Below are 23,573 nucleotides of genomic sequence, written 5' to 3' on the forward strand. Positions count from 1 at the left end.
GCCTGTGGTCTGGTCGCCGACGGCTGTCTCACCGTCGACGCGGCGTGCGAACTCTAGCCGATCAACGGTCACGCAATGCGGCCGGGCCATGCTGTTCCTGGTCATAACGGAGCAAGTCGTCCAGGCCGCTGATCTGCAGCACCCGCTCGACCCGCCCCGTGGCACCGGTCAACCTGAGCCAGCCGCCCTGGGCACCCGCCCGGTCGTCCCCTCGAACGAACGCCGCCAGACCGCTGGAGTCGCAGAACGTGAGTTCCGCGAGGTCGACGAGGAGGCGGCGGTGCCCGTCGTCGACCAACTGGTCGATCTCCGCGCTGAGCCCCGGCGCGGTGGTTATGTCCAGTTCGCCCCCCAGGTGAAGGCGCACCAGCTTGGGGTGCACCACATGCCTGACGGAGAAAACCACACCCGCCTCCGTACGCTCAGCAGCCGATACTTGCAGTCAGACAAGTATACGCATCGACTAGATCTACTTCGAGGACCGGTGTGCCAGAGGCTACCGGTGCGGTGACCCGGCAGGCGTGTCCCCCGCCGACCGGCCCGCGAGCGCGGTTTGCCCCGCCCGGCCGGGGGAAGGCGCGCACCGGCAGGCGGCAGGAGAAGGCCTGGTCAGGAGGGGGCGACGGCATGGCGGATCGGAGCGTCCCCACGGTCACACTCCCCTCCGGTGAGACGATTTCCGCGCTCGCTCAGGGCACCCGGGGAATGGCCGAGGACCCACGGCGGCGGGACGACGAGATCGCCGCCCTCCGCGCCGGGGTGGACGCCGGCCTCACCGTGATCGACACCGCCGAGGCGTACGCCGACGGCGCCGTGGAGGAACTGGTCCGGGAGGCGCTCGGCAACCGGCGCGAGGAGGTCTTCCTGGTCAGCAAGGTCTCCCCGGAACACGCTGGCCGCACCGGGACCGCCGATGCCTGCGCCCGCAGCCTGGAGCGGCTCGGCACCGACCGGATCGACCTGTATCTGCTGCACCAGCGCGGCGACGTGCCGCTGCCGGAGACGGTCGAGGCGTTCACCAGCCTCATCACGCAGGGGCTGATCCGGCACTGGGGCGTGACCGACTTCGACGTACCGGACGTGGTGGAACTGGCCGCCATCCCGGGCGGTACCGCAGTGGAGGCCGACCAGATCCCCTACAACCTCCTGCGTCGGGAGGCGGAGTGGGATCTTCTCCCCCGCTGCCGCGCCGCCGGCCTGCCGGTGATGGCGTACTCGCCGCTGGAGCGGGGGCGGCTGCTCGATCATCCGGTACCGGCCCGGGTGGCACGGCGGCACGGCGCCACCCCGGGTCAGGTGGGACTGGCCTGGCTGCTGCGGCAGCAGGGGCTCTGCACGGTGACGGAGGCGACCAGCCCGGATCAGGTCCGTGAGCACCGGGCCGCCGTGGAGCTGACCCTCACCGAGGAGGATCTCGCCGAACTCGACCGGGCCTTCCCGGCGCCCGACGGACCCGTACCGCTCGAGGTCAGACGGCCTTGAGTCGGGCCGGCTGACGGGTCGGCTCGATGCCCAACTCGTCCGGCCGGGCCGCGTCCTCCGGCGCCCCGCTGTCGGGCGGTTGGAAGAGGTAGCGGACGAACTCGCCGCCCGTCTCGTTCTGCTCGGAGCCGGGCCACTGGCCGACGGCGTCCAGCCCGATCACCTCGCGGCCGCCCTCGTCGGTCTCTTCCAGCAGCGCCCAGAGCGACACCGGGTAGCAACGGGTGGTGTCCGGGGCGAGCCGCCAGCGGGCGTACCAACCGGGCCGGGCGGGGACGATCTCGACGATCCTCTTCACGGTGGCCTCCTCGGCGGTACCTGGCGTTCCCAGGACCCAACCGATCATCGATGCCGGGCGGGTGAGGAGGCTTCACCCGGACCGGGTGAGTTGCTCGGGGGCCGGCCCCGGATCCGGGCGCGTTTCGTCGATGCCCGGTCGGGAAGGCAGTTGATCGCGCCGCCGCGCGTGACGGATCGGCCTGACCGGCCCGAACGGGTCGGCCGTGACCGGCCCGATGCGCTGGTGGCGGGACGCGGAGCGAGCCGAGGTGGACCCCGCCGGTACGCACCGTACGGGCCGGGCTCACGACGACGAGCGCAGCGAGGAGAACGGCATGAGCGGGAAGCAGATGGAGGGCGACAACCAGCGGCGACGTACCCTGGCTCGGCAGGCCCGACAGCGGGGCCGGCGGCCGAGCGAGGTCGGCGCGACCTTCGGTGCGGACAGGCAGCTCAGCAGCCTCGACCGGAGCCGTCGGGACGGTCCGGCACCGGCCGGTGCGCGCAAGCCGAGCACCGAGCGCGGCGGTCCGACGACTCCACCGCCGGCACCCGCCGAGCGTCCCATGCCGATCCCCGACGGGATGGTCGGCACGACCACCGCCGAGCTTCCGGTGATCGCGTACCGGGATCTGGTCACCGACATCGGGCGCCGGGCCGGCGTCGACTTCGAGCAGGCCCGCGCCGCCGCCGGAGCCACCGTGGCGACGCTGGCACGGGCGCTGGACAACGCCGACCGGCAGCGGCTGCTCGACGCCGTACCGAACCAGTTGCACGACGACGGCTCGACGGCCACCGGTGACCGGCACCGCGACCTCGCGGGATTCCTCGACGAGGTGGCCCGGCTGACGCATCGCAGCCCGGAACAGGCCCGATACCAGGCGCAGGCGACCCTGAGCGCGCTCGCCGCACGGGACGACGGACTGCTCGACTCGCTGAACCTGCCGCCGGAGTTGCGGGAGTTGCTCGGTCCGCCACCGGCCGGCGGCGGACTGGTCGACCCGGCCGGTGCCACCGCAGCACTCACCGACGACGAACTCCGGGACGCGCTGGCGACCCTTCCCTACTGGTCCGGCGACCGGCGAGGGCTGACCCGCAGCATCGAACTGCCGCCGGAGAACCTGGACCGGGTGCTGGGCCGGCTGGCCCGGCTGCGGCCGGAGACCGGGCGGGGACCGACGATCGGCCGCGAGTCGCCGCAGTCGGCGGTGCTCACCGTGCGGACCCGTTCGCTGGACGCGGTCACCGCGCTGGACGTGACGCTCGCGCACCAGATCGACGACGCCATCGACGAGGTAGGCGCCGGGATGGCCGCACCGCCGGAGCGGCCCCGGGGACCACGCTTCGGTCCCTGAGCTGAGTCAGGGGGTGTCGGGCTTCGGCGCGTAGGCACCGTGCGTCGGTAGCGTGCGTCAGCGGCGGGCCGGTAGCTCCGGGGAGGCGCTCTCCAGTGGTACGGCGTGGGCCGGCACCAGGCCGAGCTGGATCGCCTGGCGGGTGAAAGCCGCGTCCAACAGCCAGTCGGCGCTGACCCGGGCCCGGTTCGCCGGCATCGCGATCAGGTGGTAGCCCCGGGTCACCGCCTTGGCGGGCAGCCCGGACAGCGGTACGTGCACCGGGTTCGCGGCCGCGTCGGTACCGCCGAGGTCCACCACGAAACCGAGGTCGTGATGCCGGTACGGCCGCCGCTTGCCCTGCCCGTACGAGGCGGCGACATTGTGCGCGGCCAGTTTCCCCTGCCGCTGGGCGTGCTGGGCGGTCATCGCCGTCACCTCACCCGGCCGGGTCAGGTCGGGTACGGCGGCGGCGTCCCCGCAGGCGTACACGTCCGGGAAGCCGGGCACGTTGAGGAACTCGTCGACCACCAGCCGCCCCTTCTCGGTGGGCAGTCCGAGGTCGGCGACGAGTGGATCGGGGCGCACGCCGACGCACCAGATCAGAGAGCGGGTCGGGACGTACTCGCCGTCGCTGAGCCGTACCCCGTCGGCAGTCGCCTCGGAGACCGTGGTGCCCATGCGCACGTCCACGCCCCGGGAGTCGAGCACCCGGCGGGCGGTCTCGGACATCCGCTGGTCGAGTTCCGGCAGTACCCGCTCGGCGAGGTCGAGCAGCATCCAGCGCGGCCGTACGCCGAGCCGGGGATGCTGGGCGGCCAGCGCGTCGGTGAAGAGCTGACCGTGCGCGGCCACCTCGGTACCCGTGTAGCCGGCGCCGACCACCACGAAGGTGCTCCGGGCGTCCCGCTCCGCCGGGTCGTCGGTCGCCTCGGCCAACTCGACCTGGCTGACCACGTGATCGTGCAGGTAGAGCGCCTCGGGCAGACCCCGGAACCCGTGCGCGTGCTCGGTGACGCCGGGAATCGGCAGCAGCTTGTTGACGCTGCCGACCGAGATGATCAACCGGTCGTAGTCGAGCTGCCCGGGGTCGCCCTCGGCACCGGTGTAGTCGACCCGCTTCGCCGCCAGGTCGATGTGCCGCGCCTCGCCGATCACCACCCGGACCCCGTCCAGCGTGCCGGCGAGCGAGACCGAAACCCGGCTCGGCTCCAGGATTCCGGCCGCGACCTCGGGCAGCAACGGGAGGTAGAGGAAGAAGTCGGTCGGGTTCAGCAGCGCGATCTCGGCCCGGCCGTTGGCGATCCTGGCCAGGCTCTTCGCCGCGTGGTAGCCGGCGAACCCGGCCCCGACGATCACAACGCGCGGTTTGGTCATGAGAACGCCCGTTCCCGGACACGGCCCGCCCAAACCCGCCACTCACGGGTGTAAGGAAGGGCCCCCGCATATACAAAAAACGATATGCGGGGGCCCTTCCTTACACCGCAGTGGGCGGTGGGGAACGGGAGGGGGAGGACGATCATGCCCGTTGACAGGCCCGGTTCGCATTGATGACGATGCCTGGCATGACATCCCAGGACTCCCGAGGCGATCGGCCCACGAAGCCGAGCCGCCGTACGTTCCTGTCCGCCGCCACCGTCACCGCGGCCGCCGCCACGGTCGCCGCACCGCTCGCCACCGGCTCGACCGCCGCCGGCTCGACCGCCTCCGCCACCACCGGCGGCGGCCCGTCCGGGCCGGGCCGGCCGATCCGGCCCCAGTCCCCCGATCGGGAGCTGCGGGAGCTGCTCCGCGAGATCGACCAGCGGCGGATCGAGGCGATCGTCCGCCGGCTCGCCGAATTCGGTACCCGGCACACCCTCTCCAGCCAGGACGATCCGACACGGGGCATCGGGGCCGCCCGCGACTGGATCTACCAGCAGATGCGGGGTTACGCCGCCCGTTCCGGTGGACGGATGACCGTGGAACTCCAGTCGTACGTCCAGGAGCCGGCCTCCCGGATCCCGGTGCCGACCCGGATCACGAACGTCGTCGCCACGCTGCGCGGCGAGACCTCGCCGGACCGGATCTACGTCGTCACCGGCCACTACGACTCGCGGTGCAGCGACGTGATGGACGCGACGAGCGACGCGCCGGGCGCCGACGACGACGCCTCCGGAGTGGCGGTGGCGATGGAACTCGCCCGGGTGATGGCGACCCGGCGCAGCGAGGCCACGATCGTCTTCGCCGCGGTGGCCGGGGAGGAGCAGGGGCTCTACGGTTCCGGATACATGGCCCGGCAGTACAAGGCGGCCGGCGCCGACGTGCAGGGCATGTTCAGCGACGACATCGTCGGCAGTTCGACGGCGGACGACGGCACCCGGGACCGGCGTACGCTCCGGCTCTTCGCCGAGGGCGTGCCGACCGCCGAGACGCCGGCCGAGGCGAACACCCGGCGCTCCGTCGGCGGCGAGAACGACTCGCCGAGCCGGCAACTCGCCCGGTACGTCAGCGACGTGGCGGACAACGACAGCACCGGGATGCGGATCCGGGTCATCTACCGACGGGACCGCTACCTGCGCGGCAGCGACCACATCTCCTTCCTGGAGCAGGGCTACCCGGCCGGCCGGTTCACCGAGCCGAACGAGGACTTCGCGCACCAGCACCAGGACGTCCGGGTGGTCGACGGCAAGCAGTACGGCGACCTGCCGGAGTTCTGCGACTTCGAGTACATCACCCGGGTCGCCAGGGTGAACGCGGCGGCGCTCTGGTCCCTCGCCCAGGCCCCCGGTACGCCGAAGGGCGTCACCATCGTCACCACGAACCTGACGAACGACACCGAGCTGCGCTGGACCCGGGGCACCGAGCCGGACCTGGCCGGTTACGAGATCGTGTGGCGGGAGACCACCGCCCCGGAGTGGACCCATGTGATCCCGGTCGGTGACGTCACCACGACCACCATCGACCTGTCGAAGGACAACGTCTTCTTCGGCGTACGTGCCGTCGACCGCGCCGGGCACCGCAGCCCGGTCGCGTTCCCCCGCCCCGGCAGCTGACTACACCCCCAGCAGCTGACTACACCCCGGCAGCCGCATACGGCACCGGCATGCCGGGCTCGCGAACGATCCGTCGTCACCAGTCCCGCCCGGAGCGCTCTGGCCACCGGGCGGGACGGGCCGGACCTCACTATGCTCTTGATCGACATGCGTGAGTTCGCGTCCGTGACGTGGGTGGAGGAGACCGTTCGTGATCATGGCCTTGCTGCTCGACCTCGCCAACATCCTCGGCGGGTTCCTGCTCGCCGTCGCACTTCTGCGCCGGCTACCCCGGGTCGGCGACGACCTCGGGCGCTTCGCCGGCCGGGTCGCGCCGTTCGGCTGGGTCGTCGGGATCGTCGCGCTGGTGGCGGGCGGCTACTACCTCATCGTGCACCTCGTCTCGGGGCCGCGTCCGTTCCACTTCGAGGTGGTGGGGATCGGCGTCGGCCTCGCCCTGCTCTGGGACCGGCTGACCGGACGGCAGGCGCCACGCACCAACACCGACACCGACACCGCGGCGACCGGGGTCGGGCTGCTACTCGCGATCTTCGGCATCATCGCGATCATCGTCGGGATCCAGGGCCTGTTCACCCCGGACGGCTGAGCCTGCCCGCAGGTCACCGGGCGGCTGGCCGCGCGCTTGCGCTGACCCGCGCCAACCCGGTGACCCGGTCGACGGGCGGGCTGGAGCGCCGCGTCGTACCCGAAAGACTGGCCAGGGCTCTGGAACCGCCGGTTACGGTCGCAGCCGGCGGGCCTCGCCGCACCGCGCGGTGTTCGCCGGACGACGCGGGACTGACCGCGTCACGCGGGACTCACCGCACCGCGCGGTGTTCGCCGCACCACGCGGGACTCACCACGCCGCGCAGGGCTCGCCGCGCCACGCCTGGTCGCGTGGCGCGGCGGTCACCGCACTCGGGGACGGCTACGACGCTTCGGGGCAGGTCAGGCAGAACGGCTTGCCGGCCGGGTCGGTGTAGACCCGGAACGTCCTGTCGCCCCCCGGCTGCCGGGTCGCGCCCAGGGCGAGCGCCGCAGGCTCGGCGACGTCGAAGTCCTCGACGATCACGTCGAGGTGGAACTGCTGCGGGTGTGCCGGATCCGGCCAGCTCGGCGCGCTGTAGTCGGCCACCTGCTGGAACAGCACGGGCTGCTCGCCGTCGTCGCCGATCATCGCCATGCCGTCGCCCTCGTAGGTCACCGGCTTGCCGAGAAGCTCGGCGTAGAAGGCGCTGAGCACCTTGGCGTCGGGGCAGTCCAGCATCACGCCCATCAGGGTGGTGTCGGGGTTGTCTGCCTTGAGGCAGAGGTCGAAGGGGTGCCCGGCCGGGTCGGCCACGGTGTACCACGCCTCGTTCTTGGCCAGCGGGGTCCCGCCGAGGCCCACGGCCCGGTCCAGGGCGGCGTCGAGGTCGGGCACCCGCAGGTCGAGATGGGCCTGCTGCGGCCGGTCCTGACCGGGCCAGCTCGGCGGCTGGTGGTCCGGAGCCAGTTGCAGGCCGATCTGCCAGCCATCGGGCGTGTCGAGCGTGATCCAGCCGTCCTCGACCTTCGACCGCTGCCACCCGGCGAGGCGCTGGTAGAACGTGGCAAGACTATCGATGTCGGCCGCGTCGAGCACCACCATCTCCAGCTTTCCAATCATGATCCACTCCCTGGTCTCGTCGTCGCCCGCATCCTGTCCGCCGGGTACGACAAAACCACTACCGATCCTCCCCGTCGCGCTCGTCGTCACCCGCCTCGTCGCCGCCCGGGTCCCGCCACCGTCTCGGACTCGGCCCGGTGCGCTTGGCGTCGAACGGGTTCTCGGTCGCCTCCTCGGTGTGTTCGAAGCTCGGCCGGCGGACGTGCTCCGGATCGGGTACCTCCACCGGCCGGGCGCCGGACTCCTCCGGTGGGTAGTGCCCGACCGTCTCCCGGGCCCGCTGGGCACCCTCCACCATCGGCGGTTCGGGCGTCGTACGGTCGCGGTGCATCTCGTCCCGGATCGTCTGCGGTGGCTCGGCAGCCCGTTGCGGCAGGTCCCGGCCGAGGTCGGCGACGAGCGGGCCGTACTTGGCGTCGAAGGCGGGCCGCTCCGAACGGATCTGCGGCATCCGGTCGAAGTTGCGCAGTGGGGGTGGGCAGGTGGTGGCCCATTCCAGGCTGTTGCCGAAGCCCCACGGGTCGTCGACGGAGACCATCCGGCCGAACCGCCACGACTTCCACACGTTGTAGATGAAGAAGAGCGTGGAGGCGCCGAGGATGAACGAGCCGATGGTCGAGATGGTGTGCAGCGTCGTGAAGCCGTCCGTGGGCAGGTAGTCGGCGTACCGGCGGGGCATCCCCTCGTTGCCGAGCCAGTGGTGCACCAGGAACGTCACGTGGAAGCCGACGAACATGGTCCAGAAGTGCACCCGGCCGAGGCGCTCGTCGAGGAGCCGGCCGGTCATCTTCGGGAACCAGAAGTACACCCCGGCGAAGGCGGCGAAGACGATCGTGCCGAACAGTACGTAGTGGAAGTGCCCGACCACGAAGTAGGTGTCGGTGGTGTGGAAGTCCACAGGCGGGCTGGCCAGCAACACACCCGTCAACCCGCCGAAGAGGAACGTGACCAGGAACCCGATCGAGAAGAGCATCGGCGTCTCGAAGGTCAGCTGCCCCTTCCACATCGTGCCGATCCAGTTGAAGAACTTGATCCCGGTCGGTACGGCGATGATGAACGTGAACGCGGAGAAGAACGGCAGCAGCACCTGGCCGGTGGCGAACATGTGGTGCGCCCAGACCGTCATCGAGTAGAGGAAGATGACGACCAGGGCGAGCACCATCGTCTTGTAGCCGAAGAGCGGCTTGCGGCTGAAGACCGGGATGATCTCGCTGATGATGCCGAAGAACGGCAGCGCCACGATGTAGACCTCGGGATGGCCGAAATACCAGAACAGGTGCTGGAAGAGGATCGGGCCGTTGTGGTCGGCGGCGTAGACGTGCGCCCCGACCACCCGGTCGGCGAGCAGGGCCATCAGGGTCGCCGCCAGCAGCGGGAAGACGACGATCACCATCAGCGCGGTGATCAGCATCGCCCAGGTGAACAGCGGCATCCGGAACATCGTCATGCCCGGCGCCCGCAGGGTCAGGGTGGTGGTGATCAGGTTGACCGCGCCGAGGATGGTGCCCAGGCCGGAGATCACCAGGCCGACCACCCAGAGGTTGCCACCGACTCCCGGGGTGTGCTGATAGAGGCTCAGCGTCGGGTACGCCGTCCAGCCGAAGTCGGGACCGCCGTTGGGTGAGATGAAGGCGCCGAGCACCACCAGCCCGCCGAACAGGTAGAGCCAGTACGCCAGCGCGTTCAGCCGGGGGAACGACACGTCCGGGGCGCCGATCTGCAACGGCACCAGATAGTTGCCGAAGGCGAACGCCAGCGGGGTGGCGAAGAGCAGCATCATGATCGTGCCGTGCGAGGTGAAGAGCTGGTTGTACTGCTCCGGGGAGAGGAACTGCATCCCCGGCCGGGCCAGCTCGGCCCGCATCAGCATCGCCTCGATCCCCGCCACCAGGAAGAAGAAGAACGACGTGGTGAGGTAGAGCAGCCCGATCTGCTTGGCGTCGGTGGTGCCCAGCAGCCGGAGGAGTCGGTTGCCCCGCACAATCTCCCGGACCGGCCCGGGATATCCGCCCGAGCGCGCGGGGGCCAGGATCAGCCGCCCGGGGTCCTGTCCGGGTTCGGTGGTTACCCGTTTCCGCATCGCGGCTCATCCCATCGAAGAACGCAGTGGCAGGGCGGGGGTGGCGCCGGAGCCGCAGCCCGGCGTACCGAGGTGCTGACGGCCGATCCCGGGCAGCTCGGCCGGTAGGCCATCGGCGGCTCAGCCGGCGGGCTCGAAGACGACCCGTACACAACCGTCGAGCTTCTGTTTGAACATGTCGTAACCGCGCGGCGCCTCGTCCAACGGCATCCGGTGCGTCGCCAGGTGCTCGGTGACCAGCTCGCCCCGGGCCATCCGGTCCAGCAGCATCGGGATGTACCGCTGGCCGTGCTGCTGCGCGCCGCGCAGGGTCAGCCCCTTGTTCATCAGCGCACCGAGCGGAAACTTGTCCACCATGCCGGCGAAGACGCCCAACACGAAGACGCTGCCACCCTTGCGGCAGTGGTAGATCGCCTCCCGGGCCGCCACCGGGCGGTCCGTCTCGATCCGCAGCTGTTGCTTGACCTGGTCGTACCAGAGCTGCGGCCCGCCGGCGTGCGACTCCATCCCGACCGCCTCGATGCAGACGTCCGGACCCCGGCCGCCGCTGCGTTCCAGCAGTTCACCGCCGATGTCCTGCCGCTCGTAGTCGAGCGTCTCGACGCCGAGGTGCCGCCGCGCCATCTCCAGCCGGTCGTCGAGCCGGTCGATGACGATGACCCGGTCGGCGCCGAGCAGGGTGGCGGCGCGGGCCGCCATCTGGCCGACCGCCCCGGCGCCCCAGATCGCCACGACGTCGCCCGGTCGTACGCCACCGAGGTCGGCACCCATCCAGCCGGTCGGCGCCGAGTCGGAGGCGAAGACGGCCCGCTCGTCGCTGACCTCCTCAGGGACGGTGAAGGCGCCCTGGTCGGCGTAGGGCACCCGGATGTACTCGGCGTGGCTGCCGGCGAAGCCGCCGAGCGCGTGCGAGTACCCGTAACAGCCGCCGGGCGCGAAGCCCCAGACGTTCTCGGTGATCGCCGGGTTGGTGTTGCCGTTGTCGCAGAGCGAGTACTGCTGCTGCTGGCAGTACCAGCACCTGCCGCAGGAGACGAAGGAGCAGACCACCACCCGGTCGCCGACCCGGTGCTTACTGACCTGCGAACCGATCTCGACGATCTCGCCGAGGAACTCGTGCCCGATGACGTCACCGCGCTCCATGAACGGCACGTACCCGCCGAGCAGGTGCAGGTCGGACCCGCAGGTGACGGTGCGGCGCACCCGTACGATCGCGTCCTGGTCGTTGCGGATCTGCGGATCCGGCACCTGCCGTACGGCGAGTTCGTTGGCCCCTTCCCACACCAGCGCCTTCACAGCCGGCCCTCCCGGCGTCCATGTCGGGTCGCCATCTGAAGTGGCCGGTTCAGCGGGGTCGTCTCGGTGGTCGGCGGATGGTCGGGGTGCAGCACCTCGCTGGTCTCGATGAGCTGCTTCGCCTCCCGCAGTGCCGCCCGGATCGCCTGCTCGGGGTCCCGGCCCACCGCCCGGCGCACGGCCGCGGCGACCGGAAGTGTGGCGCCGTCCCTGAGTCGCACCGCGATCTCGGTCCCCCGGTCGCCGGATGCCGGCCGGAGCTGGATCTCCACCGCGTCGCCGAGCCCGGTCAACGGCTCGGGCAGTTGGCCCGCGCCGATCTCGTGCACCGGGCGGTTGACCGTGGCGACGTGCCAGCGCGGTTTCCGGCGGCTGACCAGGCGCTGCGGCCACTGCCGACCGCCGCCACCGGAGCGACCGAGAAGCCGTCGGGCGAACAGCCCACCGGCGACGATTGCCGCCCCTGTGACCAGCAACCTCATCTGCCGCCCCCGTCGACGTCGAATGCTGACGCGGGACGTCGCGGTGAAAGAGCGGGCCCCACTGGGCAAACCATCTCACAACGGACGCATGGCGCACGGATGATCCGGGATACTTCGTCCGACCCGACGTCAGGGCCGGACAGGCTCAGTGGCCAGCTCCACCAGTGGCCGCTCCGGAGAGGAGAACCCCTTGCCACCGAACTCCAACCCGTCCGAAGAGCCGGCGGAGGAAGGGTGACCGGCGACAGTACCCAGGCCCGCCCCGGCCTCGCACCCGGTACCCGCTCGCCCGCCGGCACCATGTTCGCTGCGCTCCACGGCGAACTGACGCCGCATCCGTGGCGGGACCCGGGCAGCGTCCGGGACGTGTACGCGCTCTTCCACGAACGGTCGCTCGCGATGGGCTGGCTCGACGACGTCGGCGGGGTCGTCCGGATCACCGACGGCGTCGTCGAGGAGCGGACGACCGGGGCACCCGGCCTGTGGGGCATGAACGACGCCGGGCAGGACCACCCGCTGGCCGCCCCCGACACGTCCCTGGTCGCCTGGTTCCAGGTGGGGGTCGAGCCGTTGCCCGTCGACCGGCCGCTGCCGGTGCAGCAGTTCCTGCGCTGCGCCGGGGACGTGCTCGCCCGGGTCGGCACCCTTGACCTGCGGGCGGTGCAGGTGTTGCTGCCCGTGCAGGGTCTCGATCCGTCGTCGTCACCTCCGGAGTACGCCGGGATGCCGTCGCTGCGCACCGCCGGCTGGTTCGGCGACGGTGATCCGAGGGCACGAACGCCCGTACGGGTCACCCTGGACAGCGGCCTGGCACCATCCATCCCGTCGGCGGCAGCGGCGGTTCACCAGCGGATCGGCGGGCTGGACCAGGACGTGTTCGAGTGCGCGTCGTACTCGCTTACCGGCCAGGATCCGCCGATGACGCCACCGTTCGACGACCGGTTCTGGAACGGCCCGCCCCGGCACCGGGCGACCTTCCACGGCACGCTCGCCGAATGGACGCCCGACGCGCTCGGCTGGCTGGGTGGCTTCCTCGCCGATCTGGCCGCCGGGCAGGGGGTCGACACCCCGCTGCTGCTCACCGTCGATCGGGCCTAGCCAGGCCGCTCGCAGAACCGCACGGCCGCGCCATCTCCGTCCGTCGTCGCCGAAGGTGGTGCAGCCGAGGAGAATTCCCGCTGGCCACCGCCTCGGTATGGTGTGACGGTGCGGGCCCAGCAGCCGAACGGCAAGATGGTGACCTGGGAGGAGCTCTTCTTCGACCTGGCCTTCGTGTTCGCACTCACCCAGTTCTCCCACGTGCTGGACCAGAACCACAGTTGGGCGGGCGCCGGCAAGGTTCTGATCCTCTTCGTAACGGTCTACTGGATCTGGGGCGGTGTCGGTCTCTACACCGACCAGCAACCCGTCAGCATGGCGTCGGGCCGGGTCGTGATCCTCGCGCTCGGCTTCGGCAGCGTGCTGCTGGCGATGACCATCCCCGGCGCGTACGGCGATCGCGGGCTGCTCTTCGCCAGCGCCGCCATCGCCTCCCGGATCCTGTTGGGCTTGGTCACGCTGCGCAATCTCCCCCGCTGGCGGGCCTTCGTCTTCAGCCCGCACGGGGTGGTCGTGCTGACCGGCCCGCTGCTGCTGACCGGGGCCCTGGTGCAGGGTACGGCCCGGATCGCGCTCTGGGCCGTCGCCGCTGTCATCGATGTGTTGAGCCCCTGGTTGGCCGTCCGGACCATCCGGACGATCCGGGTAGAGCCACGGCACTACGTGCACCGCTACGGCCTGTTGATCATCCTGGTCCTCGGCGAGTCCGTGATCCAGGTCGGCGCGGCGTCCGTCGAAGAACCGCTGACGGCGCTCCTGGTGCTGACCATGGCCGCCGGGTACACCCTGATCGCCGCGCTCTGGTGGACCTACTTCGGTTACGGCGTACAGGCATTCCGGTGGGCGCTGGACCGGGCGGACGACCGGGAGCAGGCTGCGCTGCGGCGGACGGTCCTGGTCTACGGCCACCTGCTGTTCAGTCTGGCCATCGTCGCGATCGCCGACGGCCTGGCAGACGTGGTGATGGCGCCGCTCGAGTTGCTGACCGATGCCGAGATGACCCGGCTCGTCGGCGGCTGCGCCCTCTTCCTCGGCACCTTCGCCTACACCCACTGGCGCATCCACCGGCAGATCGCCTGGCGGCGGCTCGGCGTGGCCGCCGCCTGCTTCAGCCTGTTGCCGCTGGTGGCGTTGCTGCCGGCGCTGGCCGCACTCGGTCTGCTGCTCGTGCTGGTGGCCGGGCTCGCCGCGTTGGAGGAGATGTTCCGGCACCGGAACGCGAGCCGATCAGCGGGCACCCCACTCGACGAGACGGACCGGGGCCTGGTCACTGGCGAGTGAGCCCGGGATCCGCCCGGTCTGACACGCCGTCGCCATCGACCCGTGGTCGCGAAAACCATCTCACCTACCATTCCCCCGATCCCCGATCCCCGATCCCGATCACGGCCGTGGGCGCAGCTGCGCCAGGATCGACGGGTCGGTGATCCGGGCGTCGTCGGCGAGCAGGAACGCCTTGCTGAGGATCAGCCCGAGGCGGTCCTCCTCGAAGGGCAGGAAGATGTCGCCGGGCGCCTTCCGCCGGTCCGGCACGATGCAGAGGTAGGAGTCGTCCGGCTCCATCAGGATGTTCGCGCTACCCAGATGGATCCGGTACGTCCGCAGTTCGCCCCGGACGACGAGATAGCGGTCGGTGAGGGTGCACCGGTCGGCGATCCTCGTCCGGGGCAGGATTCCGGCCAGCGCCTCGCGGCGGACCCGGGCACTGCTGCTCAGTTCCCGCCTGCTCTCGGCCCGCCAGTAGTCGAGGTACCCGGTGTGCCCGTCCGTCCAGTACGGGTCGGCGGCGATCGAGGTGACCGCGACGAAGAGGTCCACGTCGCGCATCGCCTCGCTGAACAACTCCACCGGCACCTCGGTCAGCGCGCTCGGCCGCCAGGTACCGTCGCCCAACCGCTCGAACCACACCCGGCCGGTACTCGCACACTCCACCCCCTCCTCGCCCAGGTAGTCGTGGTGCAGGCCGACCCGCCACGTCCCGCCGGCCAGCACCCGGTACGCCTGCCCGCTGTCCCCGCCGTCCCACGGGCCGAGCATCCCGGTCGTCCAGCCCCGCCCCTTGAGCAGCGCGTAGAGCTGCCGGTAGTGCACGATGTGCGCGGCGAACCGTAGCGAGTGGTCGCCGGTCTCCTCTTCCGCCGGGGTCAGCAGGTAGACCTCGCGGAACGCCTGCCGGAGCGGCTGCCGCACCCGCCGCCCGGTGAGCAGGTCCCGCCAGGCCCGGACCTCGTCGACTCCGGCCCGGACCGGATGCCACAACCGGATCGGCGTCTCCGGATCGGGCGGTGGCAGCGGCCCGCCCGTGACGTCCCGGAACAGCTCACCGGCCCCGTCCGGGTCCCCCGCCCGCCAGCCGTCGTCGGGCAGCCCGGCCCGCCACCGCCCGGACGCGTCCGGGAACTCCCAGATCAGCCGCTTGGCCACCTGCCAGCCGAGCCCGTTCGTCGCCAACCCCTCCCGCCACTGCCGGTACGGCTGCGCCGAGGCGGCGGCAAGTCCCGCCTCCAGGGTCCGGGCCAGCGCGGTGAGCTGTTCCCTGGCCTGCTTGACCCGGGCGCGCAACTCCTTGAGCCGGTCGGGATGGTCGCGCCGGACCGGTGCCGGCACGGTCGCCGAGAGGGTGCCGTCGGCGCGCCGCCAGCGCAGCAGCACCTCCTCCGACGCGGTCAGCACGGCCTGGTGGTCGCCGACCGGGACGACACATCCGCCGTCGGCGTCGAAGCCGAGGTCGGGCAGCCGGAGCACCGCGTCGGGCCGCTCCGCGAGCCCGCGCTCGACCCGCTTGAGCATCCGGTCGAGCTGCTTCGGCACCCCCTTGTGCCGCACCACCCCGCGAGCGGCGATCAGCGCCGCCAGTGCCTCCGGGGTGGGGAAGTCACCGGCGGCCCGGGCCACCTCGTAGAGGAGTGCCTGCGACGGCAGGGTGCGGGCGTCGGTCGGGGCGACCGCGACACCGAGCAGCAGCGGGCGAAGCAGCTCCGGCAACCACGGCTCGGCGCGGAGCAGCGCGAGCCGGACGGCCCGGCCCAGCACCGCCACCTCGGCAGGCTCGAACGCCTTGTCGGCCGCGTAGGGCAGCTCACCGGCCTGGATCGCGGCGACCCGGGCGTGCGCGGCCTCAAGTACCCGCCGGACGAAGGAGACGTACTCGTCGATGGCGGCGAGTCGCTGCCAGGCGTCGGGAAGCCGTGGTGGGCACAGGAAGGACCGGTCCGGGCTGACCTCGGCGACCAGGAGTTGGGCGGTCGGGCCGAGCTTCGTCAGCAGGTCGAACTCGTCACGGGCGAACGAGTGGAGCGACCAGGCGAAGAGTCTGGTCAGCACCGGACGGGTGAGCCCGCCGGCCAGCCCGGCGAGCGCGGCGACCGCGTACGGCTCGGCGATCCTGCCGTACCCGAGCACGCTCCGGGCGATGGCACCGGCACTGCGGCGTACCGGGTCCGGCCACGGGCCGTCGCAGCGGAGCAGGGCAGCGGCGGCCAGCGGCGGGTTCGCGGCGTACGGCTCGGCACCGGCCCGCTCGGCTTCCACCTTCAGCAGTGCCGCGCACGACGCCGGGGTGAATCTCGGCTGCCGCTCCCGGACCGCCTGCTCCACCGCCCACCGGACCGTCCAGCCGGGATGCTGGACCCCGTGCACCGGACGGGCCGGGTCACGCAGGGCCACCAGCAGCACCCCGAACTCCCGTGCGCCGACCCGAGACAGCTCCACCGGCTCCGCCCCGGCGACCCGCTCCGCCTGCCGGTCGGGGTCGGTCATCCGGCGCAGCAACTCTGCCGCGTACGGCGACAGCCGCACCGACATCACCGGCTCCGGCTCCACACTGGACATCAGACGCCGCCGAGCGGTACGAGTCGCACCATCATGGCGCCGCAGTCTAGGGCGCACCACCGACGGTTACGGCTTTCCGTCGATGATCAGCTCGGCGCTGACGAACCGACCCGGCCAGGCTCACGGTCAGATCAGGCCGGCGAGTTTGTAGAGGACCAGGGAACCGGCCACCGCGACGTTCAGGCTCAGCCCGGTGCCGACCATGGGGATCTCGACCGCCGCGTCGAGGTTGTCCAGCGCCTCCGGCGGGATGCCGGTTGACTCGTGCCCGAGCACGACGATGGTGCGGCGGCGGGCCGCCGGCAGGTCGGCGAGCCGGACCGCCTCGTCGGCCAACTCGACGCCGAGCACCCGGGCGCCCGCCGCACGCTCCGTCGCCAGCCACCGCACCGGATCGCCGACCCGGTGTACGCAGCCCGGCCGACGCAACGTGTTCCCGCGCGCCAGCGCCTCGTCGACCCAGCGCCAGGGCGGTACGGCCAGACATGCGCCGACCGCGTCACAGGTACGCAGCAACGTGCCGAGGTTGGCGTGGTGCATCGGCCACAGGGGTGCCGCGACGAGATGTCCCCAGCAGCGGTGCGCCCGGCGACGGCGGGTGGCGGCCAGCTCGCGGCGGGGACGGACCCGGATCGCCGGGCTCATCGGCGGGCGGCGACTCCGCCGCAGGAGATGTCGATCATTAAAGGCGTGCTTCTCGGCGCACACGGGCCATCGAAGGGAATCCGTTCCGGCCCCAGTGTAGCGGTCGGCCCTCCGACAGTCAGCGACCGAGCACGAAGTATCCGAGCCCCACCACTCCACGATAGACAGTGACGTACTCCCGCAGTCGCGCGTCGAGTTCGTCGCGTACGCCGGCGGCCCGGAGGTCGTCCGGGTGCGCCAGCAGCCACTCCTGGCGGCCGGCCCGCCAGGTGCTCTCGAAGTCGTCCCACTCCCGCTGGTCTGTCGTGGAGAGGTGCAGCACCCGCCAACCGGTGCTCCGGACCAGCTCCACCAGGTCGGGCAGGCTGAGCATGTCGGTGCCGAAGATCTCGACCGCTTCCGGCGAGGGCGTCCGCGCCCAGAAGCCGTCACCGAAGAGCAGCCGGCCGCCGGGGCGGACCAGGTCGGCGAGGGCGGCGAGCGCGCCTGCCGTCCCGCCGAAGGCGTGTGCCGAGCCGAGGCAGATCACCCGGTCGGCCGGTTGCCGCCAGGTGGCCGCCGGCTGGTTGACGAAACTGACCTGCGAAAGACCGCGCTCCGCCGCCGCCCGCCGACCCCGGTCCAGGGTCTCCGGGTCGGTGTCCACGCCGACGCCGAGCGCCGCGTCGCCGCCCGCCACGGCCCGCAGCAGCAGTTCGCCCCAGCCGCAGCCGAGATCGAGCACGGAACCGCCCGCCGGTACGTCGAGCCTCTGCAGCAGCAGCTCGGCGTGTTCCTCCGACAGTGGCGTGTTCCAGCGCATCCGGGCGTAGCGAACGCTGGCGGGATCATCGACGGGAAGCATCGGACAAGTGTGCCAGCCGATGATCATCACCGCAGACGGTTTCCCCCGCCGGTCCACCACGTCGACCGGATCGTGGTCGGGCCGGTCGGCTACATCGCGGTCGGGCCGGGCATCGTGGCCGGCTCTGCCGGCATCGGGATCTGCAGGAAGGTGGTGCCACGCAGGTCGAGCCAGGCGCTGGTGGGGGTACGCACCAGCCGGAGCATCACCTCCTCGCAACTCGGGCAGCGGGCGACCATCCCTGGCGCGTTCGAGTAGACCCGCAGCCCGGCCATCGGACCGGTCTGGCCGCAGGAGGCACACCGGCCGGTCGCCGTGGTCAGGTCCGCCGCGAAGACCTCCCGCATCGGCCCGGCCAGCATGTTGCCGTCCAGGTAGTCCATCCGCCCCGGGTCCGGTCGGAGTTGCTCGGTCATCTCGCCTCCAGGATCCTCAGCCTCGAACGGGTCGGGCTGAACGCGGTCGGGCTGAACGCGCGGTCGGTCGGCCGTCAGCCAGCCGTCGATCAACCCAGGTCTGCCGGTCAGCCGGTCGGCCCGAAGCGTTCCGTCCTGATCCGCCGAGGCTCGTGCCCGAGCGCGACCAGGATGTCGGAGACCGCCTCGACGAAGCCGGTCGGGCCGCAGACGAAGTTGACCGGTTCGAGCTGCGCCGGCCAGCCGTGGGTGTTGACGTCCGCGACGGCGATCCGGTGCGGCTGCGCGGAGAGGCCCTCCGGCACGTCCCGCGTGTAGACGTAGGCGACGTCGAGACCCCGGTCGTCTCGGGCGCGTCGGCGCAACTCGTCGGCGAAGTAGACGTCCTGATCGGAGCGGACCGAGTAGATGAGCCGGAACGGTACCCGGCTTCCGGCCGCCCGGCGGGCCCGGATCATCGCCATCAGCGGCGCGATGCCCGACCCGCCGCCGATCAGCGACACCGGCGAGGGGTCGGTCACCCGCCAGACGAAGTAGCCGCCGACCGGGCCGCGGACCTCGATCTGGTCCCCGACCGAAAGCCCGTCGAGCAGGTACGGCGAGACCTCGCCGTCCGGTACCCGCTGGACCGTGACCTCGATCCGGTCCCCGTCGGCGGGCGCGGAGATCGAGTAGCTGCGCGCCGCCTGGTAGCCGTCCTCGGCGGTCAGCCGCAGGTCGACGTGCTGGCCGGGCAGGTGCCCCGGCCAGTCCGGCACCTCGAGCACCAGCGTGCCGGAGGTCGCGGTCTCGGCTCGCCGGTCGACCAGCCGGGCGACCCACCAGCCGGTCCGCTTCATCAGTCTCCCTGGTACCGCTGTTCGCGCCATGGGTCACCGTAATCGTGATAGCCGGCGGTCTCCCAGAAACCGGGCTCGTCGGTCAGGCCGAGGCGGAGGCCGCGCACCCACTTCGCGGACTTCCAGAAATACAGGTGCGGCACCAGCAACCGGGCCGGGCCACCGTGCTCGGCGGGCAGGTCCGCACCGTCGTACCTGTGCACCACCCAGGCCTGCCCGTCACGCAGATCGTCGAGCGGCAGGTTGGTGGTGTAGCCGCCGTACGAGTGCACCAGCGCGTAGTCCGCTGCGGTGTCGATACCGTCGAGCAGGGTGTCCAGGGAGACGCCCTGCCAGTTGGTGCCGAGTTTCGACCAGTGGGTCACGCAGTGGATGTCCACCGTCGGCGTCTCGTTGGGCAACGCCCACATCTCGTCCCAGCTCCACCGGAACTCGTTGCCGGTCTCGGTGGTGATGACGAACTCCCAGTCCGTCGTCGGCACCCGGGGAGTGGGGCCGGCCGAGAGCACGGGAAAGTCCTCGGTCAGGTACTGCCCTGGCGGCAGGTTCGGCCCGGACTCCCGACGCCGGCCCTGGAAGCCTGGTGACACGATGCCCACCCGCTAGTCCTACCACCTCCCGGTGGGCCGGAGGTGGCAACCAGCGATTTCCGGGCGGCCGGGCGGATCCTCGAACTCACCGAGCACCTCGGCGGGCAACCCCGGCCAGTACGCCGACGCGCTGTCGAGGAAGTAGTCCCGGCCCGGGTCCCAGGTGTGCCCGGTGGCCCGCCGGTGGTAGACGTAGCCGAAGGGGTGGGTCCGGTAGATCCCGCCGCCGTCCCGGCGTACCCGGTCGAGCAGTCCCAGGTCGACGGAGCGGGGCACCGGCCGCCAGCCACCGGCCGCCTCCAGGTCGCCCCGGCCGATCAGGATGGTGCCGCCGGCCACCACCTGGCAGTCGGACTCCGCGGTGCCGGACGGCCGGCGCAGGGTCATGCCCCGATCCTCCAGGTGCACGAACTCGGATCCCTTGCCCACCACCGTCGCCCCGGAGTAGTGCCGGGCCAGCACCAGATCCCAGACGTGTTCGGCGGCGTAGCTGTCGTCGTCGTCGAACTTGCTGACCAGGCTGCCCCGGGCCCGCCCGGTCGCGGCACCGAGCGCGGCACCGAAACTGGCGCTGCCCGGCACCTGGACGATCTCGTACGGCCGGCCGGAGTCGGCGAGCGTGGCCCGGACCGGTTCCGGCAGTTCGACGCCGTGCAGGCAGAGCACGATCTCCAGATCCGGGTACGTCTGCCCGAGCAGCATCCGGACCGCCTCCGGCAAGCGTTCGGGGCGCCGGGTCGACAGGATCGCGCTCACCGACGGCACGAGGGGCAGTGCCGGGAAGACCGCCGAGGTGAGCCGGGGCAGGGCGAACGCGACCGCGTGCCCGCGCAGTGCTGCCCGCCGCTGCCGGACGCTGCGCGCCTCCAGGGCCAGCGTCCCGGCCGGTGGCACCGGGGCGGTCAGCAGTTCCCGCAACTCCGGCGCGAGCAGCCCGGCGACCCGCTCCGGCAACGCCGGGACGGCGAGTACCGCCCCGGTCATCGCGATCTGGACCAGCAGCGCCGCCACCGCCACCGGCTCGGCGTCGGGGAGTTGCGGGCAGTCGACCACTCCGGTCTGGCGCAGGGTGGCCAGCACCGGCGCGGTCAGACCGGGCCCGTCCAGCGGGTACGCCCCGGGGCCGGGTCGACGGGTCTGCGGGGCGAAGTCGAGGCGTACCCGGGGCGCGTCGGGCTGGTAGCAGTCGGGCCGGCGGCCACGGGGGTTGATCCGGCAGGCGTCGACCAGTACGGCCGGGGCACCCCCCGGCGGCTGGAGCCCGTGTCGGCTGACCGGCCAGCCGACCGCGTACGGCCCCTCGTCGTCGCTGCCCGCCGCCCGCAGCAGTACGTCGTGGGCCCGGATCTCGGGGTTGCCGACCAGTTCGCCGAGCAGCACCGTCGCGCCCGCCGGCAGGTACGCCGGCAGCGTCCCGTGGCTGGTCAGGCTCGGCCCGGCCGGTGCCGGCAACGGCCGCCCCGGTGCCAACGCGTCCAACGCCGCCCGCAGTACCTCACGCAGTCGCACCGGTCCGGAGAGCCGGACGGAGACGACGGCGGTCCCCCGCCCCCGGCCGGGCAGCGCCACCCGGTGCCGGCGCAGGTGCTCCAGCGGCCCGATGCCGCTCGACCAGCCGCGCCGGGGTGCCCGCCAGTACGCCACGACGACGACCGCCCGCCGGGTCGGGTGCAGGCAGTCGGGCCGGGTCAGGAGATCCCGGAGCCGGTCTGTCGAGCCGGCCACGACAAGTACCCGGTGCAACCCCGGGACCCGCACCACCCGCAGGCCGACGAGGCGGCCGAGCCGTTCGGCCCGGCCGGGCCGGGGCGCATCCACCAGCCGCCAGTGACCAAGCCGCTCCACCCCGTGACGATAAGCCCTGCCCCGGCCGATCGACGACAACCGACAGGCCGACACGACGACCGAGCAGGCCGGCCCGACGACCGAGCAGGCTGACCCGAAACCCGAGCAGGCTGAGCCGACGACCGAGCGGGCCGACCCGGCGGTGCCGGCGGTGCCGGCCGTCGGGCCACGACGCCGTCCGCAACCGGGGGTGGGGATGCGGTGTCCTATCGTGCACGGATGATCGCTCCCCCGCCGGCAGGCACCGGCCCGCTCTCCGGCGTCCGGATCGTCGAACTGGCCGGCATCGGCCCCGGACCCTTCGCCGCGATGGTCCTGGCCGACCTCGGCGCCGACGTGGTCCGGGTGGACCGGATGGCGCAGGTCCGGCCGGAGCGGTTCGGCACCCCCCATCCCGACCTGCTGAACCGGGGTCGCCGGTCGATCGCCGTCGACCTCAAGACGCCGGACGGCCGGCAGGTGGTGCTGGACCTGGTCCGTGGCGCCGACGTGCTGATCGAGGGCTTCCGGCCGGGCGTCACCGAGCGGCTCGGGCTCGGCCCGGACGACTGCCTGGCGGTGAACCCCCAACTGGTCTACGGCCGGATGACCGGCTGGGGGCAGGACGGCCCGAACGCCCGGTACGCCGGGCACGACATCGACTACCTGGCGCTGACCGGCGTACTGCACGGGATCGGCCGGGCCGGCGAGCGGCCGGTACCGCCGATGAACCTGGTCGGCGACTTCGGCGGTGGCGGGATGCTGCTCGCCCTCGGCGTGGTCTGCGCGCTCTTCGACATCCGGGGCGGCGGCACCGGGCAGGTGGTGGACGCGGCAATGGTCGACGGGGTCTCCCTGCTGGCCACGATGATCCACTCGATGCGCCGGACGGGCCGGTGGGGCGACGACCGTGGCGTGAACATCTTCGACGGCGGCGCCCCGTTCTACGACACCTACGAGTGCGCCGACGGCCGGTACCTGGCCGTGGGCGCGGTGGAGCCGCAGTTCTACGCCGAACTGGTCCGGCTGACCGGCTTTCCGCTGCCGCCGGACGAGGCGCTGGACCGGGACGATCCGGCGAACTGGCCGGCGCTGCACCAGGCCTGGGCGCGACTCTTCCGGACCCGTACCCGCGACGAGTGGGCCGCGCTGCTGGAGCGGACCGACGCCTGCGTGGTACCGGTTCTCGACTGGGCGGAGGCGCCCCGGCACCCGCACCTCGCCGCCCGGGACGTCTTCGTGATCCACGCCGGAGCCGAACAGCCGGCCCCGGCACCCCGGTTCAGCCGTACCCCGGGATCGATCCGCCGGCCACCGCCGCAGCCCGGCGAGCACACCGACGAACTGCTCGGCGAACTCGGCCTCGACGCCGACCGGATCCGCCGGCTGCGCACCGACGGCGCAGTCGGCTGAACACCCGACGCGCCTCGGGCCTGGCACGTGCCGGCGCCGTGCGCTGAACACCTACCGGCGCCACGGGCTTGGCACCTGCCGGCGCAGCAGGTGATCCGTCCTTCGGGGTAGGCGTGAGGGTGCCGACAACGGGTATCCGGCCGGCCGGTGAACCAGCCAACCGGCGAGGAGCGGGATCCGATGGTGACCAACGCGGACGTACTGCGGTACCTGAAGTCGATGGACTTTCCGGCGCCGAAGGAGGACATCGTCCGGGAGGCCGAACGCGCGGGGGCGCCCCGCGAGGTGCTCCAGGCACTGCGCGGGATGCCCCCGGTGGACTACCAGAACACCGAGGAGGTGGCCCGGTCCGCCAAGACGGACCTGGCCCCGGATGCCAGCCCGGCGGAACTGGCCGCCAAGACCCGCGACCGTACCCACCAGCGGGTCGCCCGGCACATGCGCCAGATCTGACCAGCTGT

General features: G+C 72.0%; 22 protein-coding genes. 8 read left to right on the forward strand and 14 right to left on the reverse strand.

What is annotated here, in order from left to right; genetic code table 11:
• Positions 1-61 precede the first annotated feature (61 nt).
• Complete coding sequence (locus CLT71_RS05690) at positions 62-406, reverse strand: STAS domain-containing protein (RefSeq protein ID WP_101366179.1); 345 nt, start codon at positions 404-406, stop codon at positions 62-64.
• Between the two features lie 221 nt (positions 407-627).
• Here CLT71_RS05690 and CLT71_RS05695 point away from each other — a divergent pair, with 221 nt between their 5' ends.
• Positions 628-1,482 (forward strand): aldo/keto reductase, encoded by an 855-nt coding sequence (locus tag CLT71_RS05695; protein ID WP_101366180.1) that lies wholly within the window; start codon positions 628-630, stop codon positions 1,480-1,482.
• Here the strand turns inward: CLT71_RS05695 and CLT71_RS05700 are convergent.
• Entirely contained in the window at positions 1,469-1,780 is a 312-nt protein-coding gene (locus tag CLT71_RS05700) for a hypothetical protein (RefSeq protein ID WP_101371175.1), read from the reverse strand. The genes CLT71_RS05695 and CLT71_RS05700 overlap by 14 nt on opposite strands.
• Positions 1,781-2,096: 316 nt before the next feature.
• Between CLT71_RS05700 and CLT71_RS05705 the strand changes: the two genes are divergently transcribed.
• Positions 2,097-3,116 (forward strand): DUF2267 domain-containing protein, encoded by a 1,020-nt coding sequence (locus tag CLT71_RS05705; RefSeq protein WP_101371176.1) that lies wholly within the window; start codon positions 2,097-2,099, stop codon positions 3,114-3,116.
• Positions 3,117-3,173: 57 nt separating this feature from the next.
• Here CLT71_RS05705 and CLT71_RS05710 read toward each other — a convergent pair whose 3' ends face one another.
• Positions 3,174-4,472, reverse strand: coding sequence for an NAD(P)/FAD-dependent oxidoreductase (locus tag CLT71_RS05710; RefSeq protein WP_101366181.1), 1,299 nt, complete (start codon positions 4,470-4,472; stop codon positions 3,174-3,176).
• A 188-nt stretch (positions 4,473-4,660) separates the two neighbouring features.
• Here CLT71_RS05710 and CLT71_RS05715 point away from each other — a divergent pair, with 188 nt between their 5' ends.
• Together CLT71_RS05715 and CLT71_RS05720 are read left to right on the forward strand one after the other, a co-directional pair.
• On the forward strand, positions 4,661-6,130 hold the full coding sequence (locus CLT71_RS05715; protein ID WP_101366182.1) for a M20/M25/M40 family metallo-hydrolase: 1,470 nt from the start codon (positions 4,661-4,663) through the stop codon (positions 6,128-6,130).
• Positions 6,131-6,326: 196 nt separating this feature from the next.
• Complete coding sequence (locus CLT71_RS05720; RefSeq protein WP_486483653.1) at positions 6,327-6,716, forward strand: hypothetical protein; 390 nt, start codon at positions 6,327-6,329, stop codon at positions 6,714-6,716.
• Positions 6,717-7,037: 321 nt separating this feature from the next.
• Here CLT71_RS05720 and CLT71_RS05725 read toward each other — a convergent pair whose 3' ends face one another.
• The 4 genes from CLT71_RS05725 to CLT71_RS05740 form a co-directional block, all read right to left on the reverse strand.
• Positions 7,038-7,757, reverse strand: a complete 720-nt coding sequence (locus CLT71_RS05725) for a VOC family protein (protein WP_101366184.1) — start codon at positions 7,755-7,757, stop codon at positions 7,038-7,040.
• Positions 7,758-7,815: 58 nt separating this feature from the next.
• Positions 7,816-9,837, reverse strand: a complete 2,022-nt coding sequence (gene ctaD / locus CLT71_RS05730) for an aa3-type cytochrome oxidase subunit I (protein ID WP_101366185.1) — start codon at positions 9,835-9,837, stop codon at positions 7,816-7,818.
• Positions 9,838-9,957: 120 nt separating this feature from the next.
• Positions 9,958-11,133: a zinc-dependent alcohol dehydrogenase gene (locus CLT71_RS05735; protein ID WP_101366186.1), complete on the reverse strand. Its 1,176-nt coding sequence runs from the start codon at positions 11,131-11,133 to the stop codon at positions 9,958-9,960.
• The gene (locus CLT71_RS05740; RefSeq protein WP_101366187.1) at positions 11,130-11,615 is read right to left on the reverse strand and encodes an SRPBCC family protein; all 486 of its coding nucleotides are present in this window, start codon (positions 11,613-11,615) and stop codon (positions 11,130-11,132) included. The genes CLT71_RS05735 and CLT71_RS05740 overlap by 4 nt, the downstream gene beginning before the upstream one ends.
• A gap of 234 nt (positions 11,616-11,849) precedes the next feature.
• On the opposite strand from CLT71_RS05740, the gene CLT71_RS05745 reads away from it, so the two are divergent.
• Both CLT71_RS05745 and CLT71_RS05750 read left to right on the forward strand, forming a co-directional pair.
• Positions 11,850-12,713, forward strand: coding sequence for a hypothetical protein (locus tag CLT71_RS05745; RefSeq protein ID WP_101366188.1), 864 nt, complete (start codon positions 11,850-11,852; stop codon positions 12,711-12,713).
• A gap of 108 nt (positions 12,714-12,821) precedes the next feature.
• Positions 12,822-13,994 (forward strand): low temperature requirement protein A, encoded by a 1,173-nt coding sequence (locus tag CLT71_RS05750; protein WP_143743371.1) that lies wholly within the window; start codon positions 12,822-12,824, stop codon positions 13,992-13,994.
• A gap of 99 nt (positions 13,995-14,093) precedes the next feature.
• Here CLT71_RS05750 and CLT71_RS05755 read toward each other — a convergent pair whose 3' ends face one another.
• The 7 genes from CLT71_RS05755 to CLT71_RS05785 form a co-directional block, all read right to left on the reverse strand.
• A complete protein-coding gene (locus CLT71_RS05755) occupies positions 14,094-16,541 on the reverse strand; it encodes a DUF4132 domain-containing protein (protein WP_143743372.1) in 2,448 nt (815 codons plus the stop codon).
• A 126-nt stretch (positions 16,542-16,667) separates the two neighbouring features.
• Positions 16,668-17,186, reverse strand: a complete 519-nt coding sequence (locus tag CLT71_RS05760) for a TrmH family RNA methyltransferase (RefSeq protein WP_101366191.1) — start codon at positions 17,184-17,186, stop codon at positions 16,668-16,670.
• 118 nt (positions 17,187-17,304) lie between these two features.
• Positions 17,305-18,030, reverse strand: coding sequence for a class I SAM-dependent methyltransferase (locus CLT71_RS05765; protein ID WP_199187518.1), 726 nt, complete (start codon positions 18,028-18,030; stop codon positions 17,305-17,307).
• A gap of 89 nt (positions 18,031-18,119) precedes the next feature.
• Complete coding sequence (locus CLT71_RS05770; protein ID WP_486483074.1) at positions 18,120-18,446, reverse strand: DUF6510 family protein; 327 nt, start codon at positions 18,444-18,446, stop codon at positions 18,120-18,122.
• Positions 18,447-18,553: 107 nt separating this feature from the next.
• On the reverse strand, positions 18,554-19,285 hold the full coding sequence (locus CLT71_RS05775) for a ferredoxin reductase (RefSeq protein WP_199187519.1): 732 nt from the start codon (positions 19,283-19,285) through the stop codon (positions 18,554-18,556).
• Positions 19,285-19,875: a molybdopterin-dependent oxidoreductase gene (locus tag CLT71_RS05780; RefSeq protein WP_199187861.1), complete on the reverse strand. Its 591-nt coding sequence runs from the start codon at positions 19,873-19,875 to the stop codon at positions 19,285-19,287. Before CLT71_RS05780 ends, CLT71_RS05775 begins: the two co-directional genes overlap by 1 nt.
• A gap of 18 nt (positions 19,876-19,893) precedes the next feature.
• Positions 19,894-21,720: a hypothetical protein gene (locus CLT71_RS05785; protein WP_101366194.1), complete on the reverse strand. Its 1,827-nt coding sequence runs from the start codon at positions 21,718-21,720 to the stop codon at positions 19,894-19,896.
• A 219-nt stretch (positions 21,721-21,939) separates the two neighbouring features.
• Between CLT71_RS05785 and CLT71_RS05790 the strand changes: the two genes are divergently transcribed.
• Together CLT71_RS05790 and CLT71_RS05795 are read left to right on the forward strand one after the other, a co-directional pair.
• The gene (locus CLT71_RS05790) at positions 21,940-23,112 is read left to right on the forward strand and encodes a CaiB/BaiF CoA transferase family protein (protein WP_101366195.1); all 1,173 of its coding nucleotides are present in this window, start codon (positions 21,940-21,942) and stop codon (positions 23,110-23,112) included.
• A 147-nt stretch (positions 23,113-23,259) separates the two neighbouring features.
• On the forward strand, positions 23,260-23,565 hold the full coding sequence (locus CLT71_RS05795) for a DUF2795 domain-containing protein (RefSeq protein WP_486483075.1): 306 nt from the start codon (positions 23,260-23,262) through the stop codon (positions 23,563-23,565).
• Positions 23,566-23,573: the final 8 nt, after the last annotated feature.

The organism is Plantactinospora sp. CNZ320 (assembly GCF_002846275.1).

Bases quoted from the DNA above. Each gene is read 5' to 3' on its own strand.
- CLT71_RS05715 (WP_101366182.1), top strand. From the start codon at position 4,661: ATGACATCCCAGGACTCCCGAGGCGATCGGCCCACGAAGCCGAGCCGC.
- CLT71_RS05725 (WP_101366184.1), bottom strand. From the start codon at position 7,757: ATGATTGGAAAGCTGGAGATGGTGGTGCTCGACGCGGCCGACATCGAT.
- CLT71_RS05720 (WP_486483653.1), top strand. From the start codon at position 6,327: ATGGCCTTGCTGCTCGACCTCGCCAACATCCTCGGCGGGTTCCTGCTC.
- CLT71_RS05695 (WP_101366180.1), top strand. From the start codon at position 628: ATGGCGGATCGGAGCGTCCCCACGGTCACACTCCCCTCCGGTGAGACG.
- CLT71_RS05740 (WP_101366187.1), bottom strand. From the start codon at position 11,615: ATGAGGTTGCTGGTCACAGGGGCGGCAATCGTCGCCGGTGGGCTGTTC.
- CLT71_RS05770 (WP_486483074.1), bottom strand. From the start codon at position 18,446: ATGACCGAGCAACTCCGACCGGACCCGGGGCGGATGGACTACCTGGAC.
- CLT71_RS05765 (WP_199187518.1), bottom strand. From the start codon at position 18,030: ATGCTTCCCGTCGATGATCCCGCCAGCGTTCGCTACGCCCGGATGCGC.
- CLT71_RS05710 (WP_101366181.1), bottom strand. From the start codon at position 4,472: ATGACCAAACCGCGCGTTGTGATCGTCGGGGCCGGGTTCGCCGGCTAC.
- CLT71_RS05760 (WP_101366191.1), bottom strand. From the start codon at position 17,186: ATGAGCCCGGCGATCCGGGTCCGTCCCCGCCGCGAGCTGGCCGCCACC.
- CLT71_RS05755 (WP_143743372.1), bottom strand. From the start codon at position 16,541: ATGTCCAGTGTGGAGCCGGAGCCGGTGATGTCGGTGCGGCTGTCGCCG.
- CLT71_RS05790 (WP_101366195.1), top strand. From the start codon at position 21,940: ATGATCGCTCCCCCGCCGGCAGGCACCGGCCCGCTCTCCGGCGTCCGG.
- ctaD (WP_101366185.1), bottom strand. From the start codon at position 9,837: ATGCGGAAACGGGTAACCACCGAACCCGGACAGGACCCCGGGCGGCTG.
- CLT71_RS05705 (WP_101371176.1), top strand. From the start codon at position 2,097: ATGAGCGGGAAGCAGATGGAGGGCGACAACCAGCGGCGACGTACCCTG.
- CLT71_RS05775 (WP_199187519.1), bottom strand. From the start codon at position 19,285: ATGAAGCGGACCGGCTGGTGGGTCGCCCGGCTGGTCGACCGGCGAGCC.